This window comes from Flavitalea plasmicola (assembly GCF_030546645.1).
Taxonomy (GTDB): Bacteria; Bacteroidota; Bacteroidia; order Chitinophagales; family Chitinophagaceae; genus Puia.
This window is the reverse complement of record NZ_JAUOTO010000003.1, coordinates 513,488-530,775: the sequence shown is the minus strand read 5'-3', so window position 1 is coordinate 530,775 and position 17,288 is coordinate 513,488. Positions and strand designations below refer to the sequence as shown.

The 17,288-nt window shown below is 53.4% G+C and carries 11 protein-coding genes; 9 read left to right on the top strand and 2 right to left on the bottom strand.

From position 1 onward, the window contains the following. Positions 1-54 precede the first annotated feature (54 nt). Positions 55-3,306, top strand: a complete 3,252-nt coding sequence (locus Q4E93_RS12185) for a glycosyltransferase family 117 protein (protein WP_303585518.1) — start codon at positions 55-57, stop codon at positions 3,304-3,306. Positions 3,307-3,347: 41 nt separating this feature from the next. Here Q4E93_RS12185 and Q4E93_RS12180 read toward each other — a convergent pair whose 3' ends face one another. Beyond that, complete coding sequence (locus tag Q4E93_RS12180; protein ID WP_303585516.1) at positions 3,348-3,878, bottom strand: hypothetical protein; 531 nt, start codon at positions 3,876-3,878, stop codon at positions 3,348-3,350. A 312-nt stretch (positions 3,879-4,190) separates the two neighbouring features. Here Q4E93_RS12180 and Q4E93_RS12175 point away from each other — a divergent pair, with 312 nt between their 5' ends. The 8 genes from Q4E93_RS12175 to Q4E93_RS12140 all read left to right on the top strand — a co-directional run bounded on the left by Q4E93_RS12175 (position 4,191) and on the right by Q4E93_RS12140 (position 16,270). Beyond that, positions 4,191-4,952 (top strand): phosphoadenylyl-sulfate reductase, encoded by a 762-nt coding sequence (locus Q4E93_RS12175; protein WP_303585514.1) that lies wholly within the window; start codon positions 4,191-4,193, stop codon positions 4,950-4,952. 18 nt (positions 4,953-4,970) lie between these two features. Beyond that, positions 4,971-5,888 (top strand): sulfate adenylyltransferase subunit CysD, encoded by a 918-nt coding sequence (gene cysD / locus Q4E93_RS12170; protein WP_303585512.1) that lies wholly within the window; start codon positions 4,971-4,973, stop codon positions 5,886-5,888. A 21-nt stretch (positions 5,889-5,909) separates the two neighbouring features. Continuing rightward, positions 5,910-7,151, top strand: a complete 1,242-nt coding sequence (locus Q4E93_RS12165) for a sulfate adenylyltransferase subunit 1 (protein WP_303585510.1) — start codon at positions 5,910-5,912, stop codon at positions 7,149-7,151. 115 nt (positions 7,152-7,266) lie between these two features. Further along, positions 7,267-8,097, top strand: a complete 831-nt coding sequence (gene cobA, locus Q4E93_RS12160; RefSeq protein ID WP_303585508.1) for a uroporphyrinogen-III C-methyltransferase — start codon at positions 7,267-7,269, stop codon at positions 8,095-8,097. Beyond that, positions 8,091-9,815, top strand: a complete 1,725-nt coding sequence (locus tag Q4E93_RS12155) for a diflavin oxidoreductase (RefSeq protein ID WP_303585506.1) — start codon at positions 8,091-8,093, stop codon at positions 9,813-9,815. Before cobA ends, Q4E93_RS12155 begins: the two co-directional genes overlap by 7 nt. Before the next feature lie 12 nt (positions 9,816-9,827). Then, positions 9,828-11,549, top strand: a complete 1,722-nt coding sequence (locus tag Q4E93_RS12150) for an NADPH-dependent assimilatory sulfite reductase hemoprotein subunit (RefSeq protein ID WP_303585504.1) — start codon at positions 9,828-9,830, stop codon at positions 11,547-11,549. A 184-nt stretch (positions 11,550-11,733) separates the two neighbouring features. Then, positions 11,734-14,664, top strand: a complete 2,931-nt coding sequence (locus tag Q4E93_RS12145) for a TonB-dependent receptor (protein WP_303585502.1) — start codon at positions 11,734-11,736, stop codon at positions 14,662-14,664. A gap of 40 nt (positions 14,665-14,704) precedes the next feature. Beyond that, a complete protein-coding gene (locus tag Q4E93_RS12140) occupies positions 14,705-16,270 on the top strand; it encodes a TSUP family transporter (protein ID WP_303585500.1) in 1,566 nt (521 codons plus the stop codon). Between the two features lie 6 nt (positions 16,271-16,276). Here Q4E93_RS12140 and Q4E93_RS12135 read toward each other — a convergent pair whose 3' ends face one another. Next, the gene (locus tag Q4E93_RS12135; protein ID WP_303585498.1) at positions 16,277-17,248 is read right to left on the bottom strand and encodes a long-chain-fatty-acid--protein ligase; all 972 of its coding nucleotides are present in this window, start codon (positions 17,246-17,248) and stop codon (positions 16,277-16,279) included. Between the last annotated feature and the right edge of the window lie 40 nt (positions 17,249-17,288).

The window sequence follows — 17,288 nt, the reverse complement described above, 5'->3', positions numbered from 1 at the left end:
CTTCGGCCCTATCACTAGTGTCCAACAAAATCCTGTTAACCAGTAATTTAATTTATGAGTTTCAACCGAGTGAACAATGTTGTGGGCTGGATCGTGGGAGTGATTGCATGTACTGTCTATGTTATGACCATGGAGCCCACCGGCAGCTTCTGGGATTGCGGCGAGTTTGTCTCCAGCTGTTTTAAGCTCCAGATCCCCCATCCGCCCGGCGCCCCGCTATTCGTCCTTATGGGCCGCCTGTTCATCGTCCTGTTTGGCGACAACCCGCTCACTGCCGCCAGGGGGGTGAACTTCATGAGCGCCATTGCCAGCGGCCTGTCCATCCTCTTCTTATTCTGGACCATTACGCACTTTGCCCGCAAGCTCGTGCAGCGACAAAATACTGCCGTGGAGCCGGACCGCAACCAGCTGTTCACCATCATGAGCGCGGGTGTCGTGGGTGCACTGGCCTATACTTTCTGCGATTCTTATTGGTACAGTGCGGTAGAAGGCGAAGTATATGCGTCCTCCGCTTTCTTCACCGCCCTGGTCTTCTGGGCCATTCTCAAATGGGAGCATCATGCAGACCAACCCGGGTCCGACAAGTGGATCGTCTTCATCTTTTATATGATGGGCCTCTCCATCGGCGTGCACCTGTTGAACCTGCTGACCATTACGGCCATTGTGATGGTGTATTATTTCAAGCGATTCAAGCCTACTACCTGGGGCAGCATTATCGCCCTCCTCACCGGCATCGTCATCACGGGCGTGGTACAGGTGGTAGTCATTCAATACACAATTAAAGGCGCAGGCGCTTTCGATATCTTCTTTGTCAATAGCCTGGGGCTCCCCTTCTTCTCCGGATTTGGATTGTACTTCGTCTTGCTGGCTGCCCTGCTTGCCTGGGGGCTCATCTTTAAAAGGGAAAGAACCGGCGTCCTGCAAATGCGCATCTGGCTGGCCTTGTTTGTATTGATCGTGGCATTGCCAGTTATCATCAATTCCGGTGGTGGCGGCGGCGGCAAGTTCATCAAGTTGCTGGCAGGCCTGGTCCTGGCCTACTTCGGTGGGTATATTGTCAAGAAGGACGCCATCCCCAGCTTTAAGCTGGCGCTTTGGTGCTTTGCTTTCATGCTGCTGGGCTATTCCACTTATTTCACCACCCTCATCCGCAGCACTGCCAACCCGGCCGTCGATATGTACAATGTGGACAATCCCGTCAGTCTTGTCGGTTATCTCAGCCGTGAACAATACGGCGACTGGCCCATTCTCTATGGGCCGGATTTCACCGACCCGGCTCCCACTGTCGAAGGGGCCGACGTATATGCCAAGGGAAAGGATAAATATGAAGTGGCGGGCAAGGCCATCGTACAGGATTGGGGGGGCGCTCCTTCCGCCCATATCTTCCCACGTATGTGGAACCCCAGTAACGAGCGGCGTGAGGTGGATACTTACCGTCAATATTCCCACATGGAAGGCGATCAGCCCACAATGGCCGACAACATAAAATATTTTGTCAACTACCAGACGGGGTGGATGTATCTCCGCTATTTTATGTGGAACTTCTCCGGCAAGCAGAATGACCTGGAAGGCTTCGGCAATGCACGGGATGGGAATGCCATTACTGGCATATCCTTTATCGACAATTTCTTTTTGGGAGATCAAAGCAAGCTGCCCGACTCCATCCGTAAGAATAATAAATCCTACAACCGGATGTACCTTCTCCCGCTGATATTGGGTCTTCTGGGATTGGTATTCCAGGCCCGGCGCGCCAGGAAAGATTTCATCGTAACGGGGCTGCTTTTCTTCTTCACCGGCTTTGCCATCGTCCTCTATCTCAACCAGGCAGGTCTGCAGCCACGTGAACGTGACTATGCCTATGCGGGATCGGAATATGTGTTTGCTATCTGGATCGGGCTGGGTGTCCTATGGATAAAAGAGCTGCTGGAAAAATATGTGCTAAAAGGAAAGGGAGCCATGGCAAACTATGCTGCGGCCGGCCTATGCTTCCTTGCCGTGCCCGTGCTGATGGGCAACCAGGAATGGGATGACCATGACCGTAGCAAAAAGACATTGGCGAGAGACCTGGCGCGAAATTACCTGGAGAGTTGTCCGAAAAATGCCATTCTTTTTTCTTTCGGTGATAACGATACTTACCCGCTGTGGTATGCACAGGAAGTGGAAGGCATCCGTCCCGATGTACGCGTGATGGTAAATACGCTGTTGGGTACGGACTGGTACATGAACCAGCTGCGGTATAAGGTGAATGAAAGCGCGCCCTTTGACGTCATATTCACGCCGGAGCAGATAATGGGTGATAAACGGAACGTCTGCTATTTCACCGACAGGATACCCGGCTTCGATAAGAGCAAATACTATGACCTTTACGACGTGTTGAAGCATGTAGTAGGCAGTGACGCTCCCCAATACACTAACCAGACCAACAACGGCGGAACGGTCAATATGGTGCCTACGCAGAAATTCTCCGTGCCCGTGGATGTGAATACCGTGCGCAGCAACGGGACGGTGCATCCGGGAGACAGCGTCTTATCCGAACTGCACCTGGATATCCCTGCGCAGAAAAGCTACCTGGTAAAAAATGACCTGGCAATCCTGGCCATCATCGCGGCCAATAAATGGAACAGGCCTATTTGCTTCACGTCTCCCCAGGAGCTGGGCGATCTGGGCTTGTCGAAATACGTACGGTTGCGGGGTATGTCGTACCAGCTGGTGCCCGTGGCCAATGGCAATGTGGACAATGAAGTGGCCTATAAGACACTGATGGAAAAGTTCACCTACGGCAATGCCAATAAGCCAGGAGTCTATTATGATGAAGAGAATCGCCGGCATCTGAATAGCATCAAATTTGCGCACGCACAGGTGGGACTGAGCCTGGCCCAGGCGGGTCTTAAGGATTCCGCCCGGAAAGTGCTGGAGCATTATGACCAGAATGTGCTGGAGTCTAATTTCTCCTATGGGATGACGAGCAACCAGAACAACCTGCATGATTATTTCTCCTTCCGTTTCCTGGAAGCCTGTTATCAGGCAGAAGACCATAAGCTGGCGGAGAAAGTGGCGGCCTCTCTGAAAAAGGACCTCCAGCAGCAGATGGTGTATTATAAATCCCTGGGAGAAGGGATGACGGACGAGCAAATGGCGGTCAATGCCCAGATGATGTTACAGGGCAAGGGCGGCAATCTCTCGGAAAAACAGGCGCCCTTCGCACAGGACATCGTGTCGTCTTATCAGATCCTGCTGCAGATGGAAGAGTGGGATAAACAGTACAATGGCAAGCCGGCGCCCGCAGGGCCTCCGGCGCTTAAATAGTTTTATCGAACAAGGAAAGAGGGGTTCAGCCCCTCTTTCTTTTAATGGCGCCCCTTCCCATTTCCGTTGCCGTTGCCCTTTCCGTTGCCATTCCCGTTGCCGTTGCCATTCCCCTTTCCGTTGCCGTTCCGGTTTCCGTTGCCGTTGGCGTTCCACCGACTGTGATCCGGATGTCCCTTGATCTTCCAGTATTTTTCGTCGTGGCTGTCACGGATAACTACCTGATCGCGCCGCCCTTTATAGGCATTGTACTTCTGCCGATCATCATTGTGACGTCTCCAGGGACTGGGCTCATTTCTCACTACCTTATAGGTCCTGTACAGGTCAGCATGAAACCTGGAAGGCAACATCCTTCCCGTAGCCATGCGGCCATTATTCCAATAAATATATTGCCGGTGAGGAACATCATAGTAGACATCATATTCAGGTAAATAATAATATTGTACCTCGTCATATCCGGTGGGGCCCCATAAAGGCTGGCTGCCAATATTGATGCTTACGTTGACCTGGGCGGATCCCGGGTAACAGAAAAAACCCCCAACCAGGAATAGACAAAACGTTAACTTTTTCATAATCAAGCATTTTTACAAAGATATTACAAAAAAATTAAATGCGTTAATTAAGATGCATTCTCCTGTCGGACAGCGATTAGCGTCCTGAACAAAGACATCTTTCACCGGACAGATCGCCGAAAAAGGTTTTTTTAATTTGACTTTTCCACTATATCTTTGTCCATCATAATGGTAGACTTAATAACAAGTATGAAATCTGCAGCGTCCATGAAGTATATGTCTCTCTCCTGTAACAACTCCTGTTGTTGTTGCTGCTGATACTTGTCGCCATCCCCCCTGACATTTTATTCGTTCGAAATTAACCACCTGATTATGGACAATACAATACAGCTGAAACAAGACCAAACTACAATACCCTACCAAAATGGTGGGTTAAAGGAGCTGGTGTCCTCATTGACGGAACAAACGGAAGGATTGAGCATGGAATCAGCCCTGACGCTGCTGGCTGCACGCTTTCCGGGGCAGGTTACATTTTCGACCAGCTTCAGCTTCGAAGACCAGGTGATCACACACGCCATCGCTTCGCATGATATTCCTGTCACTCTTTTTACGCTGGATACCGGACGGCTTTTCGCGGAGACCTATTCCGTATGGAGCAGCACCAATGAGAAATACCATACCCGGGTGCAGGCCTATTATCCTGACCGCGCCCTGCTGGAAAAGCTGCTCAATGAGAAAGGGCCCAACTCCTTTTATGAGTCAGTGGACAATCGGAAAGAATGTTGCCGGATACGGAAAGTAGAACCCCTGAAACGCGCACTGAAAGGGAAAGCAATCTGGGTGACGGGCTTACGGGCGGAACATTCACCGGAGCGCAAGGATCATGCGCTGATAGAATGGGATGAAGGCAACCAGATCATCAAGTTCAACCCCCTGCTGCATTGGAATACGGCAAGGGTGAAAGAATATATAGACGGCAATGACGTCCCTTACAATGTACTGCATGACAGGGGCTTTGTCAGCATTGGCTGTGCGCCCTGCACCCGCGCCATCAGGCCGGGAGAGGATTTCCGGGCGGGCAGATGGTGGTGGGAGGACAGCAGCAAAAAGGAATGTGGATTACATACCTCTTAGGAGGGTAAAAAAATAATTATGAGCACAACGAATAAGTATCACTTGGATTATCTGGACCAGCTGGAGTCGGAAGCCATCCACATCCTGCGCGAAGTTGCAGGACAATTCGAACGGCCTGCCCTTCTTTTCAGCGGGGGCAAGGATTCCATCACGCTGGTATACCTGGCGCTGAAAGCCTTTCGGCCGGGTAAGTTCCCCTTCCCTCTTGTGCATATCGATACGGGACACAATTTCCCTGAAGCGTTGGATTTCCGGGATCAGCTGGCTGCCAGCATCGGAGAGAAGCTCATCGTCCGCAAGGTGGAGGATACCATCAAGGCCAGGCACCTGACGGAGCCCACGGGCAAATTCGCCAGCCGTAATGCGCTGCAGACCTATACGCTCCTGGATACCATTGAAGAGTTCGGGTTCGACGCCTGCATCGGCGGAGCCAGAAGAGACGAGGAAAAAGCAAGGGCAAAAGAGCGGATCTTTTCGGTGCGGGATGAGTTCGGCGGATGGGATCCCAAACGGCAGCGGCCTGAATTGTGGAATACCTACAACGGGAAGATCAGGAAAGGTGAGAATGTGCGTGCATTCCCTATCAGCAACTGGACGGAGCTGGACATCTGGAACTATATTCGTCGCGAGAAGATAGACCTTCCTTCCATTTATTTTTCGCATGAGCGGGAGGTCATCGGGTACGAAGGCCAGTGGGTGGCCGTATCACCTTTCATCCGGCTGGACCCCAGCGACCAGGTAGAAACCAGGCGCGTGCGCTACCGCACGGTGGGAGATATGACATGTACTGCGGCTGTGGAATCCGGCGCCTCCGTCATCGATGATATTATCCGTGAGATCACTGCCACGCGTACCAGCGAACGGGGTGAGACCCGCATCGATGATAAGGTGTCAGAGGCGGCGATGGAGGACAGGAAAAAGAACGGTTACTTTTAGAAGGCTTAAAAATATTAGAATATGGATCTGTTAAGATTTATTACGGCAGGCAGCGTGGATGACGGGAAGAGCACCCTCATCGGCCGGTTGTTATACGACAGCAAAAGCATCCTGGCGGACCAGCTGGAAGCGCTGGAAAAACAAAGCAGGAACAAGGAGGACGGAGAGATCGACCTGGCGCTCCTGACCGACGGCCTTCGTGCGGAGCGGGAGCAAGGTATTACCATCGACGTCGCCTACAAATATTTTTCCACGCCCAAACGGAAGTTCATCATCGCAGATGCGCCCGGGCATATCCAGTACACCCGGAATATGATCACCGGCGCTTCCAATGCGAACCTGATCATCATTCTCGTGGATGCACGTAATGGTGTGGTGGAACAGACCCGCCGTCATTCGATCATTGCCAGCCTTTTGAACATCCCTCACGTGGTAGTCGCCATTAACAAAATGGACCTGGTAGATTATTCCGAAGATGTATATAACAATATTGCCATTGACTATGCGGAGACCGCCAGGACGCTGCAGTTAAGGGATGTGGTCTACCTGCCCATCAGCGCGTTGAAAGGTGATAATATCGTGGATCGGAGTGATAAGCTGGCCTGGTATGAAGGCCCCACGCTGCTGGAGCTGCTGGAGCAGACGGAGGTGGAGAAAGATGTCAACCTCACCCATGGCCGGCTGCCCGTTCAATATGTTATCCGTCCCCAGACCGAGGAGCTGCATGACTATCGGGGATATGCGGGAAAGATCGTCAGCGGCGTGTACCGTAAAGGCGATGCCGTCACCGTGCTGCCCGCGGGGCTCACCAGCCGTATCAAAAGCATCGAAACTGGCGGCAGGGAAGTGGAAGAGGCTTTTGCGCCTCAAAGCGCCATCCTGCAGCTGGAAGACGACATCGATATCAGCCGGGGCGACCTCATCGTGACGAACGAACATCCGCCCCGTGTCGACCAGGAGCTGGAAGTGCTGCTGTGCTGGATGGATACGAAGCCACTCATCCCGGGCAATAAATATCTCCTCCAGCAAGGCAGCCGGGTAGTACGCGCCGTGGTAAAAGAAATAGCGTACCAGCTGGATGTCAATACCCTGGAGAAGAATACCAGCCCGGGACAGATCGGACTGAATGATATTGTGAAAGTCACCATCCGTACGGCTACTCCCCTGCCTTTCGACAGCTATAGTTCGCTACAGGCGAACGGCGGCGCAATCCTGGTGGATGAAACCAGTTACGTAACAGTGGGGGCCTGCATGATTCAATAGGCTGAGCACAGCGAACCCGGCAGAAGGCCCATCATAGGCGTCTAACCACACCAAACTCCGAACCGTCAGGTTCAGGGCTTAAAAAAGATAAAAGAGTAGAGAGCAAACAAAAGAGATGCAACCCAAAGGTAAAGTGATATTAGCAGGCGCAGGACCCGGAGACCCGGAACTGCTGACCATTAAAGCCCTCCGCTGGCTTCAAAAAGCTGACGTGGTGATCGTCGATCGGCTGGTCAGCCGGGAGGCTTTGCAGGAATTTACCCGTGAAGACGTGCTTATCGTGCCGGTGGGGAAAAAATGCAGTGACCATGCTTCCACGCCGCAGGAAATCATCAATGAGCTCCTGGTGGAATATGCGCTCCAGGGGAAGCTGGTGGTGAGGTTGAAAGGCGGCGATGTCTCCATCTTCTCCAATGTGCTGGATGAGCTGAAGACGCTCACCGAACACCAGATCGAGTATGAGATCATTCCGGGCGTGACGGCAGCACTTGGTGCGGCCGCCTGTGCCGGCATTCCGCTGACAGCCCGGGGTTATGCCACGGCGGTGCGTATGCTGACCTACTACAGGAGCGAGCTGCTGAACGAATCCTATATGCAGGACCTGGCGCGGACTGACGACACCCTCGTGTTCTATATGTCTTCCGGCACGCTGGACCAGCTGGTGGAAAAGCTGGTGCACTATGGGATAGCATCCGACAAATGGATAGCCATTGTCGAACAGGCCACCACGCCGTTGCAGCATGTACATCATTATCCTGTCAATGATTACCTGGACAAAGCCGCAGGCAGCAGCTATGCGTCCCCTACCCTGATCATCATTGGAAAAGTAGCGGCACTACACGGATCTTTCGGATGGATGCCGGATAGCCGCAGCAATGAACATTATTTTACCCCCTTGAGCGTAGCGGGGGCAGACCTATACAATAAAAAGTTACCGACATGCTGACAACGCCGAAATTGAAGACTTTACAGGAGCTGATAGCCGGCGCGACTAAAGAAGAGCTGATCTGGCTGAGCGGCTATCTGGCCGGCGTGGTAGCACAGACCACCGGGCAACCGGCCATTACCACCAACGTCCTGGTTACGGCGCCGGAGCCGGAAGCTGCGGCAAAGCCTGTCGTGAGCAAGATCACTATAGCCTACGGGACGGAAACGGGCAACTCCAAGAAACTGGCAACGGACTTTGCCGCCAGGGCCAAAAAGAAGGGGATCAATGCGAAATTAGTGGGATTGGAACAATACCGGCTCACGGACCTTTCCAAGGAGGAATATTTCTTCACTGTCATCAGCACGCAGGGCGATGGCGAACCCCCTGCCTCTGCCAGGAAATTTTACGATCACATCCATAAGGAAAGCTTGCAGCTGACCCAGCTGAAATACAGCGTGCTGGCCCTTGGCGATACATCCTATCCCCTCTTCTGCAAGGCCGGCGAGGACGTGGATGAGCAATTACAACGCATGGGAGGCCAACGCATCGTCTCGCTGCAGAAGTGCGATACGGATTATGAGGTGGAGGCCGGCGGCTGGTTCGACCAGATCCTGCAGAAGCTGGTCAGCAGCACCGCCCCGGCGCTCAGCGCTCCCGGCGTCGTTGTCCGTAAGTCCACGGGTAAAAAGATCCATGCAGGCACTGTTATCAGCAATATCAACCTCAACGACATCGGCTCCGGCAAACAAACCCACCACCTGGAGATCGCCGCCGAAGTGGAATACCAGCCAGGCGACTCCATTGGTATCACACCGGAAAATCCCCGGGAGATCGTAGAGGCTATCATATCCCTCACAGGGATCGATCCGACACGCAAAATGACCTACCGGGAAGAGGAGCTATCCGTAGCAGACCTGCTGCGCAGGAAGCTGAACATTGTTTTCCTCCCGGAGCGGGTGGTGAAAAAATATGCCGCCATCGTCCGGCAGGATATTCCCGAAACCAGGATCGGGCTGCTGGACCTGCTGAAGATCTATCCCGTAAAAGATATCACGCAATTCCAGGAGGTCATCAGCATCCTCGAACCTACCGCCCCACGACTGTACTCTATTTCTTCGTCACCGGAAGCACATGGCGGCGAGGTACATATCACGGTGGCCAAAGACACCTTTGTCGTCAACGGTGAGACCAAGCACGGTCTCTGCTCCGACGTATTGTCGCAACTGAGCCCGGATCAGACGCTGGAGTTCTATGTACATAAAAATTCTCAGTTCAAGCTCCCGGACCACGACAAGGACGTTATCATGATCGGGCCGGGAACGGGTATCGCCCCCTTCCGCAGCTTCCTGGCAGAGCGCGATGCCACGGGCGCCGGCGGCAGGAACTGGCTGTTTTTCGGCGACCAGCATTTTACCACCGACTTCCTTTACCAGACTGAGATACAAAACTGGATACAAACGGGCGTACTAACGAAGATCAATACTGCTTTTTCCCGCGATCAGCAGGATAAGGTATACGTTCAGCATAAGATGCATAAACAGGCAGCCGAGCTGTATGCGTGGCTCGAGGCCGGCGCCTATGTATATCTTTGCGGAGCAAAAGAGCCGATGAGCGTGGATGTCGAAAATGCCCTGCTGACAATTATACAGCAGCAGGGGAAAAAGAACGCCGCGCAGGCGGAAGGCTATCTGGACGAGCTGAAAGAAGCCGGCCGGTATGTAAAAGACGTGTATTAAATAAAAGAACTTATGAGCGAGACCAAGCAAACGAATGTAGTACCCGTGGAGCCTCCCAAACAAGTGAACCTGACCCCGGTGGAGCGGATCAAGCAGAAGAGCGATGGGCTGAGGGGTACGTTGGTGGAAAGACTGCAGGACGAGGTGACAGGCGCCATCAGCGAGGACGACCAGTCCCTGGTGAAGTTTCACGGCATGTACCAGCAGGATGACCGGGACAGACGGGAAGAGCGCGCAGAAAAGAAACTGGAGCGGCTGTATTCCTTTATGATCCGTCTCCGGTTGCCGGGAGGGTTCCTTACACCCGAACAATGGATCGCCCTTCATCATATAGCGGGAGAGAATTCCACAGGCACGATCAAGATCACCACCCGGATGACCGTCCAGCTGCATGGATTGCTGAAATCCCGGCTAAAACCCACGATCAAGGCTTTCAACGAGGCCGGGCTCGACTCTATCGCCACCTGCGGCGATGTAAATCGTAATGTCACTTGTGCAGCGCATCCCCTGCAGTCAGAAGTACATGAGCAGGTGCACGCCTATACGGCAAGGATCAGCGAGCTGCTGAAGCCGAAGACGCATGCCTATTACGAGATCTGGCTGGATGAAGAAAAGCTCGCCGACAAGTCCTCGGAAGAGGATCCCTTATACCAGGACCGGTATCTGCCCCGGAAATTCAAGATCGGCATTGCAATCCCGCCTAACAACGAGGTGGATGTATTTACCAATGACCTGGGGCTCACCGCTATCATAGAGAAAAAGACCTTAAAAGGATTCAACATCGCCATCGGCGGCGGCCTGGGTACCACCCATGGCAACGCAGAGACCTATGCCCGCCTGGCTACCACCATCGGCTATATCCCCGTCACTTCCGGCGACGACAAGCTGATGAAAGCCATTTACGAGGTGCTGACGATCCAGCGGGATTATGGCAACCGCAGCGACCGGAAACTGGCCAGGCTGAAGTACACAGTGGATAAGTATGGGATCGAATGGTATAAGGAGGAGTTGGAGCGCCGCACAGGGTTCCGGCTGGAAGAGGCACGCCCTGTCAGTTTCACCGACCGCATCGACTATTACGGATGGCGCCAGAATCACAAGGGACTTTGGTACTACACGCCTTTCATCGAGAACGGCCGCGTGCTCGATGACGAGAAGGTAGCGCTAAAGACCGCCCTGCTGGAAGTGGCTCAAACGGGAAAAGCGAATTTCCGATTTACGGGTAATCAAAACCTCATCCTGGCGGATATAAACAAGAAAGATAAAGCAGCCATCGACACGATCCTGGAAAAGTACGGCATCATCCGGCATACGGAGACGGCCTCGGCCCTGCGCAAGAACGCCATGGCTTGTGTTGCCCTGCCCACCTGCCCCCTGGCATTGGCCGAAGCGCAGCGATATTTGCCTGTGCTGATCGACAAGATCGAGGAGCTGGTGAACAAGCATGAGCTGAACGACGAGAATATCATCACCCGGATGACGGGTTGTCCCAATGGGTGCGGACGCCCCTACGCTGCCGAGATAGGTTTTGTAGGCACTGCTCCGGGACATTATAATATGCATCTCGCGGGCGACCATGAAGGGTTGCGCCTTAACAGGATCTATAAAGAGAACCTGGACGAGGCCTCCATCCTCCGGGAACTGGACCTCCTTTTCTGGCTTTATAGGAAAGAGCGGATTACAGGAGAAAAGTTCGGGGATTTTGCCTGGAGACAGAAATGGTACAAAGGCTGAGCACAGCGAAGCCGCGCGAAGCGCAATAGTTTAGAGTCTAACCAATCAAAATGCTGCGTGCAGCATTTTTTAAATTATATTTTTAGTCTATTAAATCAATAGACTATTTTTGCGAGCAAAAAGTCTATAAAATAAGTAGACTAACACTTTAAAAAACATCTTAAAACGCCCAAACGATTTCGTTATGAGAAATGCGAAAATGCTAACAACCCTTATCCTTTTTTCACTCCTGTTCGCGGGCAAATCCCTCTTTGCCCAGGACAACAATTCCATTATCGAGATCTCCGGCAGGGTGACTGACCAGGAAAAGAAGGAACCTCTCCCTGATGTCTCCGTGCAGGTGAAGGGCACCGTCACCGGCACGGTAACCAACCAGTCCGGTGATTTCAGGCTGCGTACCAAAGCCAGGCTGCCTTTTACCCTGATATTCTCTTCCGTCGGCTTCAGACAGCAGGAATTCGAGGTCAGGAGCCTGGGCTCCAATCTGCAGATAGCCCTGACCACGCAGACGGTGCTGGGCAACGAGCTGGTGGTGACAGCCAGTCGCCTGCCGGAAAGCATATTAAGAAGCCCCGTCGCCATTAACAAGCTGGATATCCGGGCCATCCGGGAGAGTCCTTCTCCCAGCTTTTACGATGCCTTGGAAAATGTGAAAGGCGTACAGATGACCACCTCCAGTCTCACTTTTAAAGTCCCGAATACCAGGGGGTTCAATATCCCCAATAACTTCCGTTTTATGCAGCTGGTGGATGGCGTGGATATGCAGGCCGCCACCCTGGGTGTACCGCTGGGCAATGCCATCGGGCCTACCGAGCTGGATATCGCCAGCGTCGAGATCACGCCGGGCGCAGCCAGCGCCCTATACGGGATGAATGCCGTCAACGGCATGGCCAACCTGTTGACAAAAAGTCCCTTCACAAGCCAGGGTCTCAGCATCTACCACAAAACAGGCGTCAACCACGTCGACGGTAAGGACCACGATCCCGCCATACTTACAGAGTCGGCCATCCGCTATGCCAAAGTGATCAATAATAAATGGGCTGTCAAACTGAACTTCGGATATATGCAGGGCACGGACTGGCGAAGCAATACCCGCCTGGACCAGAACCCCAATAACCTCAAAAGCGCCAACCCCCGCTTCTCCGCCCTCAACGGCCCTGAGAACAATATGGCTTTCGACGGCTGGAATAAATATGGGGACGATGTACTGTCCGGCAGCAACGTCGTATCCATTGACGGTCTCAGGATCGATAAGACAGACAATCAAACTTTACGGGTGGCCCGCACAGGATACTGGGAGACAGACCTCGTGAAGCCCCAGGTAAGAAATATAAAATTCGACGCGGCCCTGCATTATCGCCTGTCCGAAAAGACAGAGATCTCCTACAGCTACCGCATAGGCTCCATGGATGGCGTATTCCAGCGGGGGAACAAGATCCGGCTGGATAATGTCGTCGTACAAAACCATCATCTGGAGCTCAAAGGCAGCAACTATGTCGTCCGGGCCTATGTCTCCCTGGAGAATACAGGCGACTCCTACAACGTGAAACCGCTGGCCGATAACCTGGACCTGTATACCGGCGGCGCCACCGATACCAAGAAGCCTGGCGACTGGGGCTCCAAATACAAGGCGGCGCTGCAGAAATTTGCCGCCGACCATGGCGGCGAGCTTACCTCCGCCAACCTTGCAGATGCAGGCCGGTATGCCCGGGCTCAGGCAGACGCCGGGCGGGCCGAGCCAGGTACAGCCCGGTTTAACAGTCTGGTAGACACCATTCGAAAGATCAATAACTGGGACATCAAGTCCGCCTCCATACCCGATGCGCCCGTCACCGGCGGCGCAGCCCTTATCCAGAAGAGCCGCCTGTACCACACCGAAGCCCAATGGGACCTCTCCAGATACACCAAGGTCCTGGACCTGCTCATCGGCGCCGACGCCCGTATTTACCAGGTCATCCCTGATGGCAATAACTTCGTAGACTTTTCCCGCCCCATCGCTGACAGGAACAAGCCTGAAAAAGACGGCAGCTTTGGAAAAGACGTGCTGTACAAAAAGTTCGGCGGCTTCGCCCAGGTAACGAAGACCTTCTTCGATGAAAAGCTGAAACTGTTCGCTTCCCTCCGCTATGACTATAACCCGGAGTTCGACCCCAAATTTACTCCTCGCGTAGCGGCGGTGTACACACTGAACCAACGGCATAACTTCCGTCTCACTTTCCAGAACGGCTACCGCTTCCCCGCCCTCTTCGAAGCTCTCTCCTACGTTAACAACGGCCGGGTGAAAAGGGTGGGCAGCCTCCCCTATATCAACGAAGGACTGGGCTACCTGGAGAACAGCTATACACAGCAATCCGTCGTCAATTTCAATGCTGCGGTCAGCGCAGCCGGCGGCACCAGGGACGCGGCCCTCGCCAACCGTAACCTCCTGGAATGGGCCAACCTGCCCAATGCCAGGCCCGAGCGTATTACATCTTTCGAAGCAGGCTACAAGAGCGTACTCCTGAACAATACCCTGGTCGTCGACGTAGATGCTTATATCAACTCCTATAACGGCTTCCTCGGACAGGTGCAGGTGTATGTTCCCCATGGCGTGACCATCGGCACCGACACCGCCGTGCTGGCCATGTTGGACAAGAACAGGAATGCCCAGGACCGATACCGCGTATACACCAATGCAAAAAACACCTATCACAATTTCGGATCCGCCCTTTCTGTGAACTATAACTTCTATAAGAAATATACCATAGGCGGCGCCCTGAACTTCAATGAAATGAAGTCCAATAAGACGAACGACGTCTTTGTCACCGGATTCAACACTCCGAAATGGTCGGGAAATATTTCTTTCGGCAACCGCGAGATCGTAAAGAACATCGGCTTCAACGTGGTCTGGAGGTGGCAGGACAGCTTCCTTTGGGAGAGCCCCCTGGTGACAGGCAGCGTCTCGGCCTTCAGCACAGTGGACGCCCAGGTGAGCTTTCGTCTCCCCAAACTGTATTCCACCATCAAGCTGGGAGGGTCGAACCTCTTCGATCACCGATATCTGCAGTATGCCGGCGGTCCCACAATAGGCGGCCTTTACTATGCGGCCATTACCATCGACGGATTGTTGAAATAAGACGTATGGAGTGGGTATTATTCTATAAATTTGGAGGACTATGGAGATAAATGATCATCCAATCGGTGTGACGCCCGCAGAAGCCAGGGAAGAGCAGGAAGGCAACCGGCTCTTCCCCGTCTTTTTAAAGCTGGAAGAGCTTTCCCTGCTGATCGTAGGCGGTGGAAATGTGGCCCTGGAAAAGCTGCATGCCGTACTTTCCAATGCACCTGCCACCAGGATAAAGATCGTGGCGAAGGTAGTGTCGGAAGGCCTGGCCGCGGAAGCGGCTTTGCATGCCAATATAGAATTGATAGAAAAACCTTACGACCGCAGCGATCTGGAGGGGGCCGACCTTGTCATCGCGGCGGTGAATGATATTCCCGTCGCCACACAGATCAAGACAGACGCGCGACGGGCGGGGAAGCTGGTGAACGTGGCAGACAAACCGGAGCTCTGTGATTTTTATCTCAGCTCCGTGGTCAGGAAAGGCAACCTGAAGATCGCTATCTCCACGAACGGCAAATCTCCTACCATTGCCAAGCGGCTGAAGGAAGAGATCAGCAGCATGATCCCCGATGAAATGGAGAGCGTCCTCGACAATATGCAGACGATACGGCAGCGGATGAATGGAGATTTCAGCGAGAAAGTGCGGCGGCTGAATGACCTCACCAGTGTCCTGGTTGCTAAACAGGCGGTGCCGGATAAACCGGAGATCCTCCATCGGCCTCCTCCTGGCAAATGGATGCAAATAGTAAAATGGTGCCTATTCGCTTTCCTTTTTATGATCCTGGGGCACGGCCTGCTTTCACTGGTGCCTCTCCGTGATATCGGGCGGTATATCGAGACCATCCCTCAGGATGCCATTCATGGGTTTCTCATCATGATGCTGACCGGATTTATTGCGCAAATGGTGGACGGTTCGATGGGACTGGGCTATGGCACCATCGCCACCACTTTCCTGCTGGCGAATGGGGTAAGCCCCGCGATCGTCAGCAGCCGGGTGCATTCTGCCCGTGTCTTTTCCAGCGGTGTATCCGGGTACAGCCACCACCGGTTTGGGAACATCAACAAAAAGCTCTTCAGCGTACTGGTCATACCAGGTTGCATCGGGGCGGTGATTGGCGCTTCCCTTGCCTATTTTGGACAGAAATATGCCTCCTATGTCCGGATACCTTTGTCTATCTACACTGTTTACCTGGGATATTACATCCTGAGAAAAGCTTTCATACGCACGAACCCGAAAGACAAAGTTAAAAAAGCCGGCTGGCTGGCTTCGATAGGAGGCTTTATGGACGCCTTTGCCGGAGGCGGCTGGGGAACGCTGGTCACCAGCACACTGATCTCCAAGCGCCGGAATCCCCGATATGTCATCGGGTCCGTATGCCTGGCAGAATTTTTTGTAGTCCTGTCCAGCGCCATTACCTTTTTTATCCTGCTGAAGCATATTCCCCTGATGGATGTTGCGGGCATGATCCTGGGAGGAGTCATTGCGGCGCCGATCGCCGCAAGGCTGGTGGGCAAGCTGCCCATTAAAGCTATGTTCATTGCCGTGGGAGCGCTGGTGATCCTTGCCAGCTGCAATACGCTATTCAAGGCCGTTATCACCGTGATGAAAAGTTTCTAGCGCACTTCAGACCACCATCAGGCTGCACCCGCGGATATCACTGTTGTCCACCCGTCCGGACACTTCAAAACTGCCGTCGGCATGAATACGCCCGATGTCATCCACCGCTATAAAGCTACAGGAATAGATATTCGCCAGGTCGATGATATTCAACAGCCCCTCTCCCCTGTCCGTCACATCCAGCGGATCGTCTTCCTTCCTTACCAGCACCTTCATCCAGGGCGGACAGCGAAAGCGTCCTTCGCCGGCCGAATAGGCCTGGGAAAGCAGCTCCGTCATCCCATATTCCGCGTGTACCGTCTTTACGCCCAGCCTTCGCTGAAGGAAGGCATGCAGCTCGGGCCGTGTGATCTCCTTGCGGCGGCCCTTCATGCCGCCCGTCTCCATCACAATGGTATGTTGCAGGTGCAGCGCGTATTTTTCCGCAAAGTCCAGCAGGGCAAATGTCACCCCGATAAGCAGGGTCTTTTGCCCTTTCTTCTCCAGCTCCGTCAGCAGCCCTTGCAGCCTTTCATGCTCGTAAAGATAAAAACCGCTGTCCGGATGGCCGCTGAGACCGATCAGTTCATGGACCATCACCACGAGTGAGGAGTTGGACCTTTCCAGGTAAGCTGGCAGCAGACCGATGATACAATAGTCCCCGGGAAGTCCATAAAACAACCGGAAGCACCGGATAAAGCTTTCCTTATAGAGCTCCAGGTCTTTTACCTCGTGGCGGCTGCCGCCGGTGCCCGTGGTTCCGGAGCTTTCGAACACGGCGGCAGGGACAAAGTCCGTCGTCCGTACTTCCCCGGACTTAAAGAAGCTCACAGGCAGGAAGGGTATCTGCGACAACGACTGTACCGTATCCGGCGGAACCCCCAACGTATCCACCCAACTACGGTAAAGCGGGTTATGTTCATATTGAAAATGAAATACCTCCAAAGCCAGGCTGGGGAGCGGTGTGCCCCCGAAAATGTCCTTTTCCAGTTGGGTCATTCCAATCGGTGTATTTAGCGTCTTTTTAGTCAATTAATTG

Excerpts from the sequence above, each read along its gene's own strand:
- Q4E93_RS12135 (WP_303585498.1), bottom strand. The coding sequence starts at position 17,248 with ATGACCCAACTGGAAAAGGACATTTTCGGGGGCACACCGCTCCCCAGC.
- Q4E93_RS12140 (WP_303585500.1), top strand. The coding sequence starts at position 14,705 with ATGGAGATAAATGATCATCCAATCGGTGTGACGCCCGCAGAAGCCAGG.
- Q4E93_RS12150 (WP_303585504.1), top strand. The coding sequence starts at position 9,828 with ATGAGCGAGACCAAGCAAACGAATGTAGTACCCGTGGAGCCTCCCAAA.
- cobA (WP_303585508.1), top strand. The coding sequence starts at position 7,267 with ATGCAACCCAAAGGTAAAGTGATATTAGCAGGCGCAGGACCCGGAGAC.
- Q4E93_RS12180 (WP_303585516.1), bottom strand. The coding sequence starts at position 3,878 with ATGAAAAAGTTAACGTTTTGTCTATTCCTGGTTGGGGGTTTTTTCTGT.
- Q4E93_RS12165 (WP_303585510.1), top strand. The coding sequence starts at position 5,910 with ATGGATCTGTTAAGATTTATTACGGCAGGCAGCGTGGATGACGGGAAG.
- Q4E93_RS12155 (WP_303585506.1), top strand. The coding sequence starts at position 8,091 with ATGCTGACAACGCCGAAATTGAAGACTTTACAGGAGCTGATAGCCGGC.
- Q4E93_RS12185 (WP_303585518.1), top strand. The coding sequence starts at position 55 with ATGAGTTTCAACCGAGTGAACAATGTTGTGGGCTGGATCGTGGGAGTG.
- Q4E93_RS12175 (WP_303585514.1), top strand. The coding sequence starts at position 4,191 with ATGGACAATACAATACAGCTGAAACAAGACCAAACTACAATACCCTAC.
- Q4E93_RS12145 (WP_303585502.1), top strand. The coding sequence starts at position 11,734 with ATGAGAAATGCGAAAATGCTAACAACCCTTATCCTTTTTTCACTCCTG.
- cysD (WP_303585512.1), top strand. The coding sequence starts at position 4,971 with ATGAGCACAACGAATAAGTATCACTTGGATTATCTGGACCAGCTGGAG.